16 protein-coding genes and 3 tRNA genes are annotated in these 16,623 nt (G+C 68.9%); 7 read left to right on the forward strand and 12 right to left on the reverse strand.

From position 1 onward, the window contains the following. The first annotated feature begins 137 nt into the window (after positions 1–137). A complete protein-coding gene (locus E1P53_RS10995; protein WP_006901231.1) occupies positions 138–872 on the forward strand; it encodes a FadR/GntR family transcriptional regulator in 735 nt (244 codons plus the stop codon). 3 nt (positions 873–875) lie between these two features. Here the strand turns inward: E1P53_RS10995 and glsA are convergent, their stop codons facing one another. Then, positions 876–1,814 carry a glutaminase A gene (gene glsA, locus E1P53_RS11000; RefSeq protein ID WP_006901232.1) on the reverse strand — a complete coding sequence of 313 codons (939 nt, stop codon included), beginning with the start codon at positions 1,812–1,814 and terminating at the stop codon, positions 876–878. 244 nt (positions 1,815–2,058) lie between these two features. Here glsA and E1P53_RS11005 point away from each other — a divergent pair, with 244 nt between their 5' ends. The 3 genes from E1P53_RS11005 to E1P53_RS11015 all read left to right on the forward strand — a co-directional run bounded on the left by E1P53_RS11005 (position 2,059) and on the right by E1P53_RS11015 (position 5,334). Continuing rightward, positions 2,059–3,648, forward strand: a complete 1,590-nt coding sequence (locus E1P53_RS11005) for an APC family permease (RefSeq protein ID WP_006901233.1) — start codon at positions 2,059–2,061, stop codon at positions 3,646–3,648. Between the two features lie 149 nt (positions 3,649–3,797). Next, positions 3,798–4,568 (forward strand): SDR family NAD(P)-dependent oxidoreductase, encoded by a 771-nt coding sequence (locus tag E1P53_RS11010; RefSeq protein ID WP_131734311.1) that lies wholly within the window; start codon positions 3,798–3,800, stop codon positions 4,566–4,568. Between the two features lie 31 nt (positions 4,569–4,599). Next, positions 4,600–5,334, forward strand: a complete 735-nt coding sequence (locus tag E1P53_RS11015) for a gamma-glutamyl-gamma-aminobutyrate hydrolase family protein (protein WP_131734312.1) — start codon at positions 4,600–4,602, stop codon at positions 5,332–5,334. Between the two features lie 59 nt (positions 5,335–5,393). On the opposite strand, the gene E1P53_RS11020 is transcribed toward E1P53_RS11015, so the two are convergent. The 5 genes from E1P53_RS11020 to E1P53_RS11040 all read right to left on the reverse strand — a co-directional run bounded on the left by E1P53_RS11020 (position 5,394) and on the right by E1P53_RS11040 (position 7,387). After that, a tRNA-Ser gene (locus tag E1P53_RS11020) sits at positions 5,394–5,484 on the reverse strand. 75 nt (positions 5,485–5,559) lie between these two features. After that, on the reverse strand, positions 5,560–5,769 hold the full coding sequence (locus tag E1P53_RS11025; protein ID WP_006901236.1) for a CsbD family protein: 210 nt from the start codon (positions 5,767–5,769) through the stop codon (positions 5,560–5,562). 180 nt (positions 5,770–5,949) lie between these two features. Further along, entirely contained in the window at positions 5,950–6,222 is a 273-nt protein-coding gene (locus E1P53_RS11030; protein WP_131734313.1) for a hypothetical protein, read from the reverse strand. Between the two features lie 81 nt (positions 6,223–6,303). Continuing rightward, complete coding sequence (locus E1P53_RS11035) at positions 6,304–6,819, reverse strand: nucleoside deaminase (protein WP_174320724.1); 516 nt, start codon at positions 6,817–6,819, stop codon at positions 6,304–6,306. Positions 6,820–6,844: 25 nt separating this feature from the next. Further along, entirely contained in the window at positions 6,845–7,387 is a 543-nt protein-coding gene (locus E1P53_RS11040; RefSeq protein WP_040527088.1) for a tRNA adenosine deaminase-associated protein, read from the reverse strand. A gap of 79 nt (positions 7,388–7,466) precedes the next feature. Between E1P53_RS11040 and E1P53_RS11045 the strand changes: the two genes are divergently transcribed. Next, positions 7,467–8,453, forward strand: coding sequence for a prephenate dehydrogenase (locus tag E1P53_RS11045; RefSeq protein ID WP_040527089.1), 987 nt, complete (start codon positions 7,467–7,469; stop codon positions 8,451–8,453). A gap of 62 nt (positions 8,454–8,515) precedes the next feature. Here E1P53_RS11045 and E1P53_RS11050 read toward each other — a convergent pair whose 3' ends face one another. The 3 genes from E1P53_RS11050 to E1P53_RS11060 form a co-directional block, all read right to left on the reverse strand. Continuing rightward, on the reverse strand, positions 8,516–9,133 hold the full coding sequence (locus E1P53_RS11050) for a putative glycolipid-binding domain-containing protein (RefSeq protein ID WP_165484421.1): 618 nt from the start codon (positions 9,131–9,133) through the stop codon (positions 8,516–8,518). Positions 9,134–9,160: 27 nt separating this feature from the next. Continuing rightward, the gene (locus tag E1P53_RS11055) at positions 9,161–9,904 is read right to left on the reverse strand and encodes a hypothetical protein (protein WP_131734314.1); all 744 of its coding nucleotides are present in this window, start codon (positions 9,902–9,904) and stop codon (positions 9,161–9,163) included. 155 nt (positions 9,905–10,059) lie between these two features. Beyond that, the gene (locus E1P53_RS11060) at positions 10,060–11,757 is read right to left on the reverse strand and encodes a cation:proton antiporter (protein WP_131734558.1); all 1,698 of its coding nucleotides are present in this window, start codon (positions 11,755–11,757) and stop codon (positions 10,060–10,062) included. 185 nt (positions 11,758–11,942) lie between these two features. Here E1P53_RS11060 and helR point away from each other — a divergent pair, with 185 nt between their 5' ends. After that, positions 11,943–14,156, forward strand: a complete 2,214-nt coding sequence (helR, locus tag E1P53_RS11065) for an RNA polymerase recycling motor ATPase HelR (protein WP_131734315.1) — start codon at positions 11,943–11,945, stop codon at positions 14,154–14,156. Between the two features lie 49 nt (positions 14,157–14,205). Here the strand turns inward: helR and E1P53_RS11070 are convergent. Beyond that, positions 14,206–14,278: transfer RNA gene (locus tag E1P53_RS11070), tRNA-Arg, on the reverse strand. A 45-nt stretch (positions 14,279–14,323) separates the two neighbouring features. Continuing rightward, positions 14,324–14,412: transfer RNA gene (locus E1P53_RS11075), tRNA-Ser, on the reverse strand. Positions 14,413–14,529: 117 nt separating this feature from the next. Between E1P53_RS11075 and hisC the strand changes: the two genes are divergently transcribed. Continuing rightward, on the forward strand, positions 14,530–15,597 hold the full coding sequence (gene hisC / locus E1P53_RS11080; protein WP_131734316.1) for a histidinol-phosphate transaminase: 1,068 nt from the start codon (positions 14,530–14,532) through the stop codon (positions 15,595–15,597). On the opposite strand, the gene E1P53_RS11085 is transcribed toward hisC, so the two are convergent. Continuing rightward, positions 15,594–16,544, reverse strand: a complete 951-nt coding sequence (locus tag E1P53_RS11085) for an alpha/beta hydrolase (protein ID WP_181954843.1) — start codon at positions 16,542–16,544, stop codon at positions 15,594–15,596. The two genes, hisC and E1P53_RS11085, sit on opposite strands and share 4 nt — an antisense overlap. Positions 16,545–16,623: the final 79 nt, after the last annotated feature.

The raw sequence follows: 16,623 nt of genomic DNA on the forward strand, positions 1-16,623 counted from the left end.
GACCTATTAGCCCTTGCGGCTCCCGCGCCGGAAGGTCGTCGACCAGGAGAAAGAGTCATTGAGGTCTAAAGGTCCAACAATGCGCACTTGAGCGCCCGCATCTGCGCTACGCTGGGCAAAACCGAAGGGAGTGGCAGATGACCGCCGACAAGGCAGCCCTGGTCCCCGTCCGCCAGATTCCTGCCCACGAACTCGTACTCGATCAGATCAGGCGGTCGCTGGAGCTGGGCCAGTTCCGACCAGGCGACCGGCTGCCCACCGAACGCGAACTGACCGAGCTGCTCCAGGTCTCGCGGACGACCGTCCGGTCGGCGCTCTATGTGCTGGAGCGAGAGGGCCTCATCGAGGTCCGTCGCGGCCGCGGCGGCGGGTTCATCGTCCAGGCACCGAAGTACGACGCCACCGAAACGCGTCGCGAGATGCGCAAGAACAAGAAGGCGATCCGCGACGCCTTCGAGTACCGGAGCGCGGTCGAGGTCGCGGCGACACGCCTTGCGGCCGAACGCCGCCGGGTCTCCGATGTCAACGAGCTCCACCGCCTGCTCTCGGCAATGGACAAGGCCCTCGGGGTGGCACTGGGCGATCAGACCGCGCACAACGTCCACGAGTTCCAGACGCTGGACAACACGTTCCACCTGACGATCGCGCGCGCAAGCCAGAACAACCTGCTGATCGAGGCGGTGGCCGACGCCCGCCGGAAGATGTGGTTACCGGTGGGAGCGGTCTTCGGCCGACTCGAGCCCAACGCCAACGACTTCCACGAGGTCATCGTCGAGGCCATCGAGAACAAGGACCCCGAGACCGCCGGCGAGAAGATGAACGAGCACATCAACAGCACCCGGTCGACGGTCGAGTCCTACCTGAAGCGCTGACGGTCAGAAGACCGACCATCCCGCGAGCTCCGCGAAGCGCTCGATCGCGGCCACTCCCCCGGCCGAGTTCCCGTCGGAGTCCAGCGGAGGACTCCAGACGCAGACCGTCCCGCGACCCGGCATGATCGCGACCACGCCACCACCGATGCCGCTCTTGGCCGGGAGCCCGATCCGATAAGCGATGTCCCCCGCTGCCCCGTACATCCCGGAGGTCAGCAGGACCGCGTTGATGCGGCGCACGGTGGACAGTGTCAGCTCGGTCGAGGAACGCGTGCGGTCGGCCAGGAACAAGGCGGCCGACGCGACGGTCTGCACATCCGCGGCGATCGCGCACTGCTGACAGTATTGGGCGAGGAGTCGCTCGATCCCGCACGTCAATCGCCCGTGTTCGGCGAGGACATGCGCCAACGCCGAATTCCGGTGGTCGGCGATCATCTCCGACATCGCCACCGACTGATCCACCTCGACAACCCGGCCCGGAGAGCCCCTCCGGAGAAGGTCGAGGGTCGCCGAGACCGCATCGCCGGTCCGCTCGAGCAGGCGGTCGGTCACCACGAGCGCCCCTGCATTCACAAACGGGTTGGCCGGACGCCCACCGCTGCGCTCGAGCTCGGCAACCGAGTTGAAGTGCGCATTCGTGGGATGCCAACCGACCTGCGCCCACGAACGCGGGTCGTGCTCGAGAAGCGCACAGAGCGCGAACAACTTCGACAGGCTCTGGATCGAGAACGGCTCGGCGGAGTCGCCGGCATGGACGAGTTGCCCGTCGGTCGTGGCCACCGCCATGCCGAAGCGCGACGGCGTCACCTCGGACAGCGCCGGGATCTGCGTCGACACCCGGCCGCGCTCGGCCGCACGCGCACCCACCTCGACGGCCTCCTCCAGCCACTCGGACAGAATGCCGTCGTCGTGGGCGGGTTTGGTCATGAGATCCGTAACCATGGCGAACTCCCTCCGGGGACGTGACCGACCGGACCTTGAGATGCGGCGATGTTACGTTCGCTTTAAAGATCTAGTCAATAGACCTTTATGACCTGGGCGTTTGCCCCGGCCTGCTAGTTGCACAACGCACATTGGCATGAAAACTGTGGCCCAAGTCTCGTCGCCTGTGGTCTACTGGTCCTGCTTTTAGTCCTTTAGGCCTATGTCGGTTGCCGCGCAACCGAGGCATCACGAAAGGGGAGCCATGGCTCTCGATTCAGCTCGCAGTGGGCCTGCGCAGTCCGGCGCATCCACTGGCACATCCACTCCGCCGCAGCTCAAGAAGGGCGCCCTCGGACTGGTGGGCGTCGTCTTCATGGTGGTCGCGTTCTCCGCACCCGTCACCGCCATGACGGGCAACCTCCCGGTCGCGGTCGGTTTCGGCAACGGGATCGGGGCCCCGGCCGGCTTCATCATCGCCACCATCGTCCTGACCATCTTCAGCGTCGGGTTCATCGCGCTTGCGCGTCACATCACCGCCGCCGGCGCCTTCTACACCTTCGTCTCCCGTGGCTGGTCGCGCATCGTCGGACTCCCCGCCGGGGTGCTGTCGATGTTCACGTACATGACCATGGAAGCCGCCCTCATCGGCATCTTCTCGGCGTTCGCCCAGCAGGCGGTGGAGTCGCAGTTCGGCCTCGACCTGCCGTGGATCGTCTACGGCGCGGCGTGCCTGGTGGTGATCGCGGTGTTGTCCCACAAGGACATCTCGCTGGCCGCCAAGGTCCTGGGCCTCGTCCTCGTCCTGGAGATCGCGCTGCTCACCGCAACCGCGGTGTCCTCGCTCGTCAACGCGCCCGAGGGCCTCTCGCTGACGTCGCTGAATCCCGCCACGGCACTGAGCACCAACGGGGTCCCCGGCGGCGTCGTCGGCCTCGGCCTGCTGATGGCCTTCTGGTCGTGGGTCGGCTTCGAATCCACCGCCATCTACGGCGAGGAGTCGAAGGACCCCAAGCGCATCGTCCCGCAGGCGACGCTGATCGCGGTGATCGGAATCGGCGTGTTCTACACGTTCATCTCCTGGGGCGTGATCGCGGGCAACGGCGGCGCGAAGTCCGTCGAACTCGCCTCCGGCGCAGAACCGTTCGATCTGATCTACGCACCGAGCGAGATGTACCTGGGCGCATGGAGCGTCCACGCCTACCAGTGGCTGGCGATCGGCGGCTCCTTCGCCTGCGCGCTGGCGATCCACAACTCCGCCGCGCGCTACCTGTTCGCCTTCGGCCGCGACCGCATCCTCCCGAACAAGCTCGGCGCGGTGCACGCGACCCACAACTCTCCCTGGATCGCCTCGCTCACCCAGAGCTGCTTCGCCGGCATCCTCCTGCTCGGCTGCGTGATCTCCGGCTCCGACCCCTACGGCGTCATGTTCGTCCTCATCGGGATCATGGCCACCCTCTCGCTTCTGGCCGTGCAGGTGATGTGCTCGATCTCGACGATCGTCTACTTCCACGTCCGCGGCGAACACCCCGAGACCAAGCACTGGCTGCGCACCCTGGTCTGCCCGGTCATCGGCGCCCTCGGCATGTTGTTCGTCATCTACCTGATGGCCTCCAACATGCGAGCCGCAGCCGGCGCGGCCTCGGAGACGCTGCTGTTCAAGGCCATCCCGTACATCCTGATCGTCCTGTTCGTCGCCTCGCTGGTGACCGCCCTCTACCTGCGCAGGTCGCACCCGGCCGTCTACCAGCGCATCGGCAGCACGATCTTCGACGACCTGCCGGCGATGGACAGCCACGTGCTCGACGACGATCCCGATCCCGACCACCGAACGGGCACGCTCGGAAAGCCGTGACGGCCACCTGATCCTCCCCTCACCCCGTAGCAGCACCGGCTCTGGTTCACGATCGCAGCGATCGTGGCCCGGGGCCGGTGCTCGTTCGAGGGCGGCCGACGACGCGCCCGCACCATCACATCGACATCCCCGAACAGGAGTCCCCTGACATGACCGACTGGTCCACCAAACGAGTGCTCGTCACCGGAGGAAGCCGAGGCATCGGCGAAGGCATCGCCGCGACCTTCCTGGGTGCCGGCGCCCGCGTCGCCATCGCCGGGCGGAACCCGGCCGCCCTGGAAGCGGCCCGGAGCCGTCTCGAGTACGGTCTCGGCTCCGAGTGCCTCACCATCGAAGCCGACGTCTCGGACCCGCAGTCCTGCCGGACCATGGCCGCCCAGGCCGTCGAACTGCTCGGCGGACTCGACATCGTGTGCGCCAATGCCGGTATCTACCCGGAGACGTCGCTGTCCGAGCTCACCGAGACGGATCTGCACCGGATGTTCGCGATCAACACCTACGGCGCGATCTACACGACACAGGCGTGCCTGCCCGCCCTCGCCGAGGCAGGCAACGGCCGGGTGGTCCTCACCTCGTCGATCACCGGACCGGTCACCGGGTACTCCGGCCTCAGCCACTACAGCGCCAGCAAGGCCGCGCAATTGGGCTTCATGCGTTCCGCCGCACTCGAACTGGCACCTTCCGGCGTGACCGTCAACGCGGTATTGCCCGGCAGCATCCGCACAGAGGGCCTCGACGGGCTCGGCGAGGCCGCGATCGCCCGGATGATCGAGGCCATTCCGGCCCGCCGCCTCGGGATGCCGGGCGACATCGGCGCGGCGGCGATGTACTTCGCGAGTGACGAGGCCGCCTTCGTCACCGGGCAGACCCTCGTCGTCGACGGCGGTCAGACCCTGCCCGAGCACGCCGACGCCTTCTGACCGTCCTGCGAGTAGAGAGAACAACGTCGAAATGACCAAACGTCCGGTCATCGCGGTGACCTACAGCATCGCCGAACTACCCATCCTGATCCACTGGCGCCGCATGTTCGAGGGCATCAACGCCTCCGGGGCCACCGCACTGGCCCTCGACACGGGCAGTCACATCCACCACGACATGGACACCGTCATGGGCAACGTCGACGGACTGATCATCTCCGGCGGCGGGGACATCGACCCGACCCTCTATGGCGGCGACCCCGACGACACCACTCTGTGGGGCGTGAACGACGTCCGCGACGGCAACGAGATCGCCGCGCTGCGGAGCGCCCGGGCACGCGGGCTGCCCGTGCTCGCCATCTGCCGCGGATTCCACCTCGTGAACGCGTCCATGGGCGGAACCCTGTGGCAGGACCTGCTCCGCGACCACCCGACGTCGGTCCGCCACCGGCTCGGCGAGGAGAACGTGGTACACCCTGCTCATCGGGTGCACCTCGACGACGCGAGCGCGGTCGCACGATGGACCGGCGCGATCGAGCTCGAGGTCAACAGCCAGCACCATCAGGGCATCCGTGAACTCGCACCCGGGCTTCGTCCGGTCGCGCACAGCGCCGACTCACTGGTCGAGGGATTCGAGACCGAGGACGGACTCGTGGTCGGCATCCAGTGGCATCCCGAGCTCTTCTGGCACGTCGACGACCATGCAGCCGCCCTGCTCCGAGGCTTCACCGAGTCGTGCGCCCGAGACGAGGCCCACGTTCCGGGCTGACCGCTGCCGCCCGAAAAACGAGAATGGCCCCCGACCGGATCGGTCAGGGGCCATTCTCATGGCGGTGGCGGAGGGATTTGAACCCTCGGTACGGGGTTACCGTACACAGCATTTCGAGTGCTGCACCTTCGGCCGCTCGGACACGCCACCGCCGAAGACTGTACCGCAGGAGGGCGGTGAGTCTTAAATCGGCTGGTCAGAGGGCATAAAGGTGCGGTTTCGCGGCTAGTTGCCGGTCAGCTTGTCCTTCAGGTCGTCGACCTTGCCCTTCACGGCGTCGGCGGCCTCGGTGATCTTCTGCTTGCCCTGGGCCTCGGTCTTCTCACCCTTGCCCTCGTTCTTGAGGTCATCGTTGTCGGTGAGGCTGCCCGCGGCTTCCTTGCCGCGGCCCTTCAGTTCCTCGGCCTTGTTCTTGGCGTCGTCAGTGGTGCCCATGTGGCCTCCTGGTGTGAGGTCTCGGCGCGGCGGGATGCCGGCCGAGTCGTCGAACTCGGCAACCGTTCCCACGCCACTGGCTGGACGAGAGTGTCGCCATGCAGATCAGGAGATGACTCCTGTCCTCCACCGTGCCACAGGAATGCCCTGACCTGCAGAAACCGCAGGTCAGGGCTCAACTCACCTGCTTCCGCCGAGCTTCTGGACGACTTCGGTGATCTTGTCCTTCGCGGTGGTGACGACGTCCTGGACCTTCTCGTTGTCCGCGAGTTCGGTCAGCTTCTCCTTGGCGGTGCCGATCGCGTCCTGGACCTGCTTGCTCTCGACGAGCTCGTCGATCTTGTCGCGGGCGGTGCCGAGCGCCTCCTGCACCTTGCCGCTCTCGGCGAGCTCGTTGATCTTGACCTTCGCGGTGTCGAAGGCTGCGGTGACCTTGTCGGCCGGGTCTGTCATGACTTCTCCTCAGGTGTGGCGGACTCCATCACCAATCTGCCAGAGCACACCGCCGACGACCATGGGATCACCACCCTGAGATCACCCCGATTTTCCGCCCTGACCCGGCCAGACGCCCCGGTCAGACGCGGCTCCGCGATCCCGCCGGGCAGAGAAGAAGTCCACCATCAGAGCACGGCACTCCTCTTCCAGGACGCCGCCCTTCACCTGCGGACGGTGGGTCAGGCGCGGGTCGCGCACGACGTCCCACAACGATCCGACCGCACCGGTCTTGGGCTCCCACGCCCCGAAGACCAACGCGTCGACGCGGGACAGGGTGATCGCACCGGCACACATCGTGCAGGGTTCGACGGTCACGGCGATCGTGCAACCCGGAAGCCGCCAGCCGTCGCCGAACGCCTTGGCCGCCGCTCGCAGCGCGAGGACCTCGGCATGGGCGGTGGGGTCGCCGTCGGCCTCACGACGGTTCGCCGCTCGCGCCAGTTCGACGCCCTCGGGATCGAAGACCACCGCGCCGATCGGCACGTCGTCGGAGCCCGATTCCGCCGCGGCGTCGAGCGCCGCTCGGATCATCGACTCCCAGACGGGGTCGCGCATCATCGGTCCGGTCCCGGCTCGCCGGTCAGTGGCCGAGCGAGTCGAGGACCTTGCCCAGTTCGTCGGCGAAGCCGAGACGGGCGGCGATCATGCCGAGCTGCTCGTCGGCGTAGAGGTCGGTGTCGCCGACGATGATGCTCATCACCGCGTCGGGCAGACCGAGGTCGGCGAGAATGCCGAGGTCGCCCTCCTCCCACGGGTCGACCGAGTCGAGCTCGTCGGGGTCGATGTCGGGCACGTCGAGGTTCAGCGCGTCGAGAACGTCGGCGGCGACGTCGTAGTCGATGGCGGCCGTGGCGTCCGAGAGCAGCAGCCGCGCCCCGGAGGGCGCCGGCCGGATCACGATGAAGAACTCGTCGTCGACGTCGAGGAGACCGAACGCCGCTCCGGTGGAACGGAGTTCACGCAGCTGCCGCTCCGCGTCGGCCAGATCGTTCAGCGCCGACGGCTTGAGCGCGGTGACCTTCCACTTGGTCTCGTCGCGGACGACAGCGACCGCGAAACCATCGATGTCATCGTCCACGTCCTGCGCGTTCGATCCCGACTTCCCATATCCGGCACCGGCCATGGTGGAAACCGTAGTCGCAAACACCCACAGTCCCAAGTCCCGAGCCGCGGGCGAACCCCGATGTGGGAACGTTGTCAGGGTGACTGCTGATTCGTCTTCACGTTCTGCACACGGTTCACCTGCGCTCGCGACGCCGGTGTGCGTCCTGGGCCTGGGCCTGATCGGCGGATCGCTCCTGCGGGTGCTGCACGACGCCGGCCACTCCGCATTCGGATACAACCGGTCGTCGGAGACCGTGGACGCCGCCACCGCCGACGGCTATGACGCCTCCACCGACCTCGTCGCGACCCTGCGGCGTGCGGCGGAGTCGGATGCGACGGTCGTGCTCGCGACCCCGGTGACGACGATCGAGCCGCTGCTCTCGGCGATCGCCGAACACGCGCCGGGAGTGCTGATCACCGACGTGATCAGCGTCAAGCAGCAAGTCGAGAAGGTGATCGGGGCACAGCATCCCGGCGCCCGGTACGTGGGCGGCCACCCGATGGCCGGGACCAGCCGATCGGGATGGTCGGCGACCGATCCGACGCTCTTCACCGGCGCGATGTGGGCGGTCACCACCACCGATCACACCGACGCCGACGACTGGCGGACCGTCGCGTCGATCGCCCGCCTCGCCGGGTCGCTGGTCGTGCCCGTCGCCCCCGACGCCCACGACCGCGCGGTCGCCGCGATCTCGCACATGCCGCACCTGACGGCGGCGGCCACGGCCGCGGTGGGTGCCGGCGAGAGCGACCTGGCGTTGCGACTGGCCGCCGGCAGCTTCCGCGACGGCACCCGCGTCGCCGGGACGGCCCCGGCTCTGCAGCGGGCGATGATCGAGGCGAACGGCGTCGCCGTGCTCAACGTGCTAAGCGAGACCATCGACCGGCTGATCGCCGCGCGCGACGAACTGCGTGATCACGGCACCGTCGAGGTGCTCGTCGACGACGGCCACCGCGCCCGCACGGCCTACGAGCGCCTGCACGCCGGCGATCCGGAGCCGATCACGGGCGTGACGCCCGGCGAGCCCGGATGGCAGGAGGAGATGCGACGCCAGGCCCACGCGGGTCGGGTGTGGGTCGGCTGACACCGGCCATCCCGGTCGGGCCGATGTCGCGAGTCGCGTCCGGACGGGCCGACGGGCCCGGCCTACACCCGCCGCGCGAGGGTCGGATAGTCGATGACGAACCCGTTCTCGTCGAGCGTGAGCGTGGTGGTGGCCAGCGGCGACACGAGGCCGATGCCGTCCTCGCGGACGGTGTAGGAGACGGTCGCGGACTTGACCTCGCCGTCGGGCAGGTACAGGTACACGACCGGCACGTCGACGGTCGGCGAGCCCGGGCCCAGTTTGAGCCGTCGCAGCGGCAGCGCGTTGAACATCGGCGACAGCGCCAGGTCGACGTCCTCGGCACCGTCGAAGTCGGACTGGATGACCTCGCCGTCGGGGCGGCGCACGAGCCAGGTGCCCTCGCCGTCGCGGGTGATGCCGAACTGGGTCTCGCCGGCCTCTCGGATGAGGTGCACGGTGAGTCGCTTGGTGACGCCCGCATCGGTCGTCTGCAATTCGTACGACGCGGAGAAGGCCTCGTGCTCGTCGGTGGCGGCCGCGATGATCCGGCCGTAGGCCTTGATCCGCGAACCGGACACGACGAGGCGCACCTGCTCGAGTCGATCGGTGTCCTCACCACGCCACGTGAGCACGGTCTTGAACTCGTCGGTGGTGGCGGAGGACTGCCCGTTCTCGGGGGCTGTCTGCGGAGAACTCACACGACTACGGTAGCGAGCCGTGCTTGCTCAGGCGATGCAGGAGGCGGTTCGCCGCGGCGACGAGGCGCTGACGGCGTCCTCGACGACCACCTCGCCGTCCACGCGGATCACACACCGGGCGCCGCTTCCGGTGCCGGCGATGACGAGCACCCGCAGCGGGTTGTCGCTGCCGGTGAACTCGACGCTCCACGGATTCGACGGGGCGAAGTCCGATCTCAGGCCCACCGCGTCCACGTAGAGGATCGTGGCCTGGCCGTCGATGGTGACCTCGTAGCTGACCGACTTGTTCTGCGGATCGACGCGTTGCCCCGGCCGGCCGGGCACCGAGCCGCGGCCGTCGGGGGTCAGGGTCGGCGGTTCGAATGTCCTCGGGACGGTCTCGAGGAGGGTGGCCGGCGGGTCGGCGAGGGTGGTGTCGGGCGTGCGGTCGCGCCACACGCCGCCGAACCCGACGATCGCCACGGCGACGAGCACGACCATGCCGAGACACACGATCAGGGTCGAGGTCGACAGCCCGCCGAGGCGCGAGGGCTGCTGCTCCTCCCGTGCGGCGGCCTCTTCGGCCGCAACGCGTTCGGCCCGTGCCGCCTGCTCGGCCGCATGGAGTTCGGTGTTGGTCGGCTGGAACGGCCGGAACAACGGCGTACCGTCCGGGGCGTACCCCAGCGGCGGGTACAGCCGGGGACCCCTCGGGGCCGGCCCATACGGGTCGCCGCCACCGCGCCGCGTGTCCTCGGCGTCGGGGTTCGGCCCGCCGTACGGGTATGACATCGTCCGCCTCCGGTCGCAATGGGATGTCGTCGTCCGTCCTCGACCTTACGGCGCGCAGACGCGACGCGACCCCCGCCCGTCGCGCGAAGGCGGATCGAGGCGAGGGTCGCGGGGCGTGGATCCGGTTGGGCGGGGCGACGGCCGGGCATCCAGGGTCAGAGGCGGCTCTCCAGCCGGGCCGACAGTGCCGCCTCCTGGAGGTCGAGACGCTCGAGCATCGCCCGCACCGCCTCGTCCTCGACTGCGCCCTCGTCGCGGTTCTCGACGAGCGACTGCCGCTGGGCCTGGAGAACCGACCGGTACAGCGCGGCGAAGGCGACGCTGCGTGCGGTCTGCGCCTCGGGATCGGGCATCTCGTCGGCGTCCTGGGCCTGCCGGGCGACCGTCTCCCTGATGAACTCGACGGTCTCGGCGTCCAGGCCGGCGGGCGGATGCTGCACGAAGTCCCGGATCACCAACTCGGCGGCGACCCTCGCGATCCGCTCGGCGCGTTCGGTCTGCTCCGCGTCGTAGCGCTCCTCGTCCTCGTTGTGCAGATGGAGACGCCGGATCAGCCACGGCAGGGTGGGACTCTGGATGAGGATCGTGGCGACGGCGACGACGAAGGCGATCGCCTGGATCGCCGATCGCTCGGGGAACGGCTCCCCGTTGTCCATCAGCACCGGGATACCGGAGGCTGCGGCCAGGGTGACCACGCCGCGCATGCCGGTCCACGAGACGACGATCGACTCCTGCCAGGTGAGCGGCCGGTTGTCGATGCGTTCCCTCCACTGCCGGAATCGTCCGGGTTGCCTCAGCAACTCCTCGGGCGACCGGGCGGCGCGCCGGGGACTGGCGTCGACGTGCACCTGGACCGCGCGGTCGATCCGCCGGCTCACGACGCCCCGGCCGAACATCAGGAACACGCACAGCGGGCGGACGAAGAGCACCACGAGCAGCACCACCAGCGAGGCGATCCCGATCTCCACCAACGATTCCCGAGCTTCGCGCAGGTCGTCGATGATGAACCGCATCTGCAGGCCGATGTAGGCGAAGACGAACGCCTCGAGCAGGACGTCGACCGAGTTCCAGACGTAGCGCTCCTGCAGGCGGGTCTGGTAACCCGCACGCACCGAGCCGGTTCCGACGACGAAGCCGGCCATCACCACTGCGAGGACGCCGGAGGCGTGGATGTGCTCGGCCGCGAGGAACGCGGCGAAGGGCACCACGAATCCCTGCACCGTCTCGAGGGCCGGGTTCTTCATGTGCTTGCGTATCCACAGCGTCGCTACGCCGATGACGACACCGACCACCGGGCCGAGAATCGCGTTGTAGCCGAACAGGAGCAGCGGATTGTCGATGAACGCGTGGGTGTTGGCGATCTGCGCGATGGCGATCGCGAACAACGACAGCGCGGCGGCGTCGTTGACGAGCGACTCGCCGGTGAGGATCGCCATCAGTCGTTTGGGCAGACCGAGTTTGCGGCCCACCGCGACCGCGGTGACCGCGTCGGGCGGGGCGACGATCGCGCCGAGCAACAGCGCCAGCATGAAGGTGAACTCCGGGATCAACGCCGAGGCAACGAGTCCCACCGCGAACGCGGTGATCACGACCATCGCGACACCGAGGCCCAGGATCGGCTTGATGTTGCGGATGAAGTTGGGAATCGAGAATCCCAGTGCCGCCGTGTACAACAGCGGCGGCAACACGACCGTGAGGAGGATCTCCGAATCCAGTTCGACGCGCGGCAGACCCGGGAGGAACGACACCGCCAGCGCGACGACCACGATGACCAGGGCCGGCTGCATGTCCTTGCGGTCGGCGACGGCAGTCACGATGATGGCCCCGACCAGCACCAGGATGAGCAATTCCATGGCGGAGATCTTCTCAGGCATCCGGCCTGGTCGCCTGTCGCGGGTCCACAGCCCGCCCCCGGCGCGGTTATCGATCCCCTTTCACCATACGGGCCGACCAGGGGCTTGCCGCAAGGCCCCGTATCGGGTGCAGAATCGCACTCCCACGTGCTGCGATCCACCGCCCGCCCACCTCGGAGACGCCCTTGTCCCTCTCGCCCGCTGCCACACCCCGATCCCCGGAATCCGTGTTCGACCTGCCGCCCCGGCTCACTGCGAAAGCCGACCCCGCGCTCATCGCCGACGACGAGCACCACCTCTCGTCGATCGCCGCGACCCTCGCCGAGGCGATCGACGATGCCTCCGCCCGCCTCGCCGACGTGCGCCGCGCCGAGGGCGGCGGCGGACGTCGCGCCCTGGACCGGGATCTGGAGATCCACCACCTCGCCTCGCGCATCCGCACCCTGCGGCGGTTCGGTCTCGACCTCTGCCTCGGACGCACCGTCGGCGTCGACGGCAGCGTGCTCTACATCGGGCGCGTCGGACTGACCGCACCCGACGGGACGACGCTGCTGGTCGACTGGCGCACTCCGCTCGCCGGCCCGTTCTTCTCCGCCACCCTGCGCGACCCCGCGGGTCTGGCGAGCCGGCGCCGCTACCGCTGGTCGCGGGGACGCATCGTCGACTACTGGGACGAGGTGTTCGTCGACGATGCCGCGGTGTCCGCGCGGCATGCCGCGCTCGACGACCAGTCGGCGTTCATCGCCGACCTCGGCTCGGTCCGCACACCGCGGATGCGGGACGTGCTCGGCACCATCGCCGCCGACCAGGACGCGATCATCCGGGCCGGTTCCCGCGGCGCGCTCGTCGTCGACGGCGGGCCGGGCACCGGCAAGACCGTCGTGGCGCTACACCGCGCGGCCTACCTCGTGTACGCCGATCCCCGGCTGGGAGGCAACCGCGGCGGGCTGCTCGTCGTGGGGCCGCACCGGCCCTACCTCGCCTACGTGGCCGATGTCCTGCCGGGTCTCGGCGAGGACAGTGTGCAGACGTGCACCCTCGCCGACCTCGTCCCCGAGGGCGCCACGGCGACCACGGAACGCGATCCCGAAGTGTCGGCGCTCAAGTCGTCGGCCCGCATGGTCGGCGAGGCGGTCGAGACTGCCGTGCGGTTCTACGAGCAACCGCCCGCGACGCCGCTCGTCGTCGAGACCCCGTGGACCGAGGTCACTCTCACACCAGACGACTGGGCGGAGGCGTTCGGCGTCCCGGAGCCGGGTACGCCGCACAACGATGCGCGGGAGGAGGTGTGGGAGGAGCTGGTGTCGCTCATCGCCTCCCGCCATGACGACGAGGTGCCGTTCGGGGCCCTCCGCCGGGCCCTTGCCGCCGACCGGGAGCTCACCACCGCGTTCGGGCGGGCCTGGCCGCTGCTCGATCCCGCCGAGATCGTCGGCGACCTGTGGTCGGTGCCCGCGTACCTGAGGCTGTGTGCGCCCTGGCTGACGCCCCGGGAGGTGCGCACGCTCCAGCGCGAGGTCCCGGACGCCTGGACCGACGCCGATCTCCCGATCCTCGACGCCGCCCGACGCCGCATCGGGGACCCGGACGCGGCACGGAAGCGCCAGCGCTCGCAGGCGGCCGCCGAGGCCGACCGCGAGCAGATGGACCAGGTGATCGACGACCTCATCGCCGCAGAGGTCCACGACGACGGCGAGGGGTTGATGACGATGCTGCGCGGCGAGGACCTGCGCAACACCCTCGACGACGGTCTCGCCGTGCGGTCGGCCGACCCCGACCGTCTGGCCGGGCCGTTCGCGCACATCGTCGTCGACGAGGCGCAGGAGCTGACCGACGCACAGTGGCAGATGCTCCTGAGCCGGTGCCCGTCGCAGAGCTTCACCGTCGTCGGCGACCGCGCCCAGGCGCGGCACGGGTTCACCGGGTCGTGGGCGCAGCGCCTGCAACGCATCGGGTTCCGCGAGGTGAGGACGGCCGGTCTGACGATCAACTACCGGACGCCTCAGGAGATCATGACCGTCGCCGAGCCCGTCATCCGCGCGGCCCTCCCCGACGCCAACGTCCCGACCTCGGTCCGCAGCACCGGCATCCCGGTCCGCCACGGCGACCGCGCGGACCTCGACCGCGTCGTCGACGAGTGGCTGGCGGATCACGACGAGGGAACCGTGTGCGTGATCGGCGCCGGGGAGTTCGACCCGACCCTCGGTGCGCGCGTCGACCGTGTGCGTTCGCTCACCCCGACGCTCGCGAAGGGCCTGGAGTTCGATCTCGTGGTGCTCGTCGACCCCGAGTCGTTCGGCGACGGCGTCGAGGGCGCGGTGGACCGCTACGTGGCGATGACGCGGGCGACGCAGGAACTGGTGATCCTCGTCTCGTCGCACCGACCCGCCGGGCGGTGAACGACAAAGAAGAAACCCGCCACCGTGTCGGTGGCGGGTTTCTCGCCGGTGCGCCCGTAGGGATTCGAACCCCAAACCTTCTGATCCGTAGTCAGATGCTCTATCCGTTGAGCTACGGGCGCGTGGTGTTTATTCAGTTATACCGTGGTCGGCCGACCGCGGTTCGGCGGAGGCGAGAGGATTTGAACCTCCGGTCCCGTGTTAGCGGGACAACTCATTAGCAGTGAGTCCCATTCGGCCGCTCTGGCACGCCTCCCTGGCGGAGTCCTTTCGAACTGCCGGACGAAAGGTTACACACCCTTGGCGCTCACAAGCAAACCGTTTGGTCAGAGCCGGTTTTTGCCCCGATTCGCCGAGGTCTACATTGGATCGGGTGAGCCTGCGAATCCGCCCCGATCTCGATGACCTTCCCGTCTACGTTCCGGGAAAGACGTTCCCGGGCGCGGTGAAGCTCGCGAGCAACGAGGTGACCGAGGGACCGCTGCCCAGCGTCGCCGACGCGATCGCCCGGGCGGCGGCCGGCATCAACCGCTACCCCGACAACGGCATGGTCGAGCTGACCGCCGCGCTCGCGAAGAAGTACGGCGTGACCGAGGACGAAGTCCAAGTCGGCTGCGGATCGGTCATCCTCTGCCAGAACCTGATCCTCATCACCAGCGGCCCCGGCGACGAGGTGCTGTTCGGCTGGCGTTCGTTCGAGACGTATCCGCTGGCGACCCGCGTCGTCGGCGCGACCCCCGTCCAGGTGCCGCTGACCGGCGACCTCACCTACGACCTGCAGGCGATGGCCGCCGCGATCACCGACCGCACGCGCCTGGTCTTCATCTGCAATCCGAACAACCCGACCGGCACCGTCGTCGAGGCCGCCGACCTGCGCGCGTTCCTGGAGAACGTGCCGTCGGACCTTCTCGTCGTCCTCGACGAGGCGTACTTCGAATACCTGAGACTGCCCGAGAACCAGGCCTACGACGCCCTCGAGCTGCGACGCGAGTTCCCCAACCTGGTGATCCTGCGCACGTTCTCCAAGGCGTACGGCCTGGCCGGCCTCCGTGTGGGTTATGCGATCGCCGACCCCGAGGTCATCACCGCCCTCGGCAAGGTCCACGTGCCGTTCTCGGTCAACAGCGTCGCCCAGGCCGCCGCGCTCGCCAGCCTCGAGGCGTCCGACGAGCTCCTCGCCCGCACCGACGCCGTCGTCGCCGAACGCGCGCGTGTCACCGAGCGCCTGCGTGCCGCCGGTTACCGCGTGCCCGACTCCCAGGCCAACTTCGTCTGGCTCGACCTCGGGGCCGCAGCGATGGACTTCGCGCGGGCCGGGGTCGAGGCGGGCGTCGTGATCCGCCCCTTCGACGGGGACGGGGTGCGCGTGACCGTCACCAACGCCGAGGAGGGCGACGTGTTCCTCCGGTTCGCGGAGAACTGGGACCGCCCCCGGGCCTAGAGCCCCCGCGCGAGGGTCGGCCACGCGACCTCGAGGTCGCGCTCCCAGTAGCCCCAGGTGTGGGTGCCGATCAGGCGGAAGCCGTCGGTGTAGGGGATGCGGTTGGCCCGCAGCGTGAGCGCGAACTCCAGCGAGCAGCGGTAGGCCCCGAGCTCCAGCGCCGACGACGACGCGGTCACCACGTCGCGCGAGCCCTCCTCCGGCTCGATGCGACGCTGCAGGTCCAGCGGGCCGACGGCCCCGGAACCGGCCGCCAGGAAGATGTTCTTGCCGCGGAGCTTGTCCAGATGGTGACTCGGGTCGTGGGCGCGCCAGCCCGCGGAACCGAACGGGCCCCACATGTTGGTGGCGTCCCCGCCGTCACGGCCGACCGTGGTGCGCACGTAGGCCTCGTTGAACGGACCCGACACCGGCGGGCACCCGCTCAGCGAGGCGACCCCGGTGTACATCGACGGGTTGCGCACGGTCAGCGCGAACGCCGCCTGGCCGCCCATCGACAGGCCGAGGATGGCGTTGCGGCCGTTGCCGTTGAATCGTTCGTCGATCAGCGGGGGGAGCTCCTTGGTGAGGAACGTCTCCCACATCGGCTTGCCGAGCTTCGGGTCGCGCTTCTGCCAGTCGGTGTAGAAGGTTCCCGATGCCCCGGCGGGCATGACCACGTTGACGTTCTTGTCGGCGAAGAAGCGCCCGGCGTGCCCCTTGGTGATCCAGTCGCTGACGTCCTTCTCGTTCCCGGCGCCGTCGAGCATGTAGAGCGTCGACCGCGGCGCCGTGGCGCCCGGAGGCGACAGGACCGACACCCGGATGCGGCCGCCCATGGCCGGCGAGTAGACCCAGATGTCGGTGCGCTGGGCGCTCAGCTCGACGGTCTTGGAGATCCGCGCGACAGGCTTCTTGGGGGATTTCGGCGCGGCCTCGGCGATCGCCGGGGCCAGCGCAAAGGTCATGAACACAGCGGCAAGGCCTGCGATCCAACGCCTCGATTTCACGTCCAACTCCTCATCCGGACCAGGAACGTCCGGAGTC

The sequence above is a fragment of the Gordonia paraffinivorans genome, assembly GCF_900683595.1.
Classification (GTDB): domain Bacteria; phylum Actinomycetota; class Actinomycetes; order Mycobacteriales; family Mycobacteriaceae; genus Gordonia; species Gordonia paraffinivorans.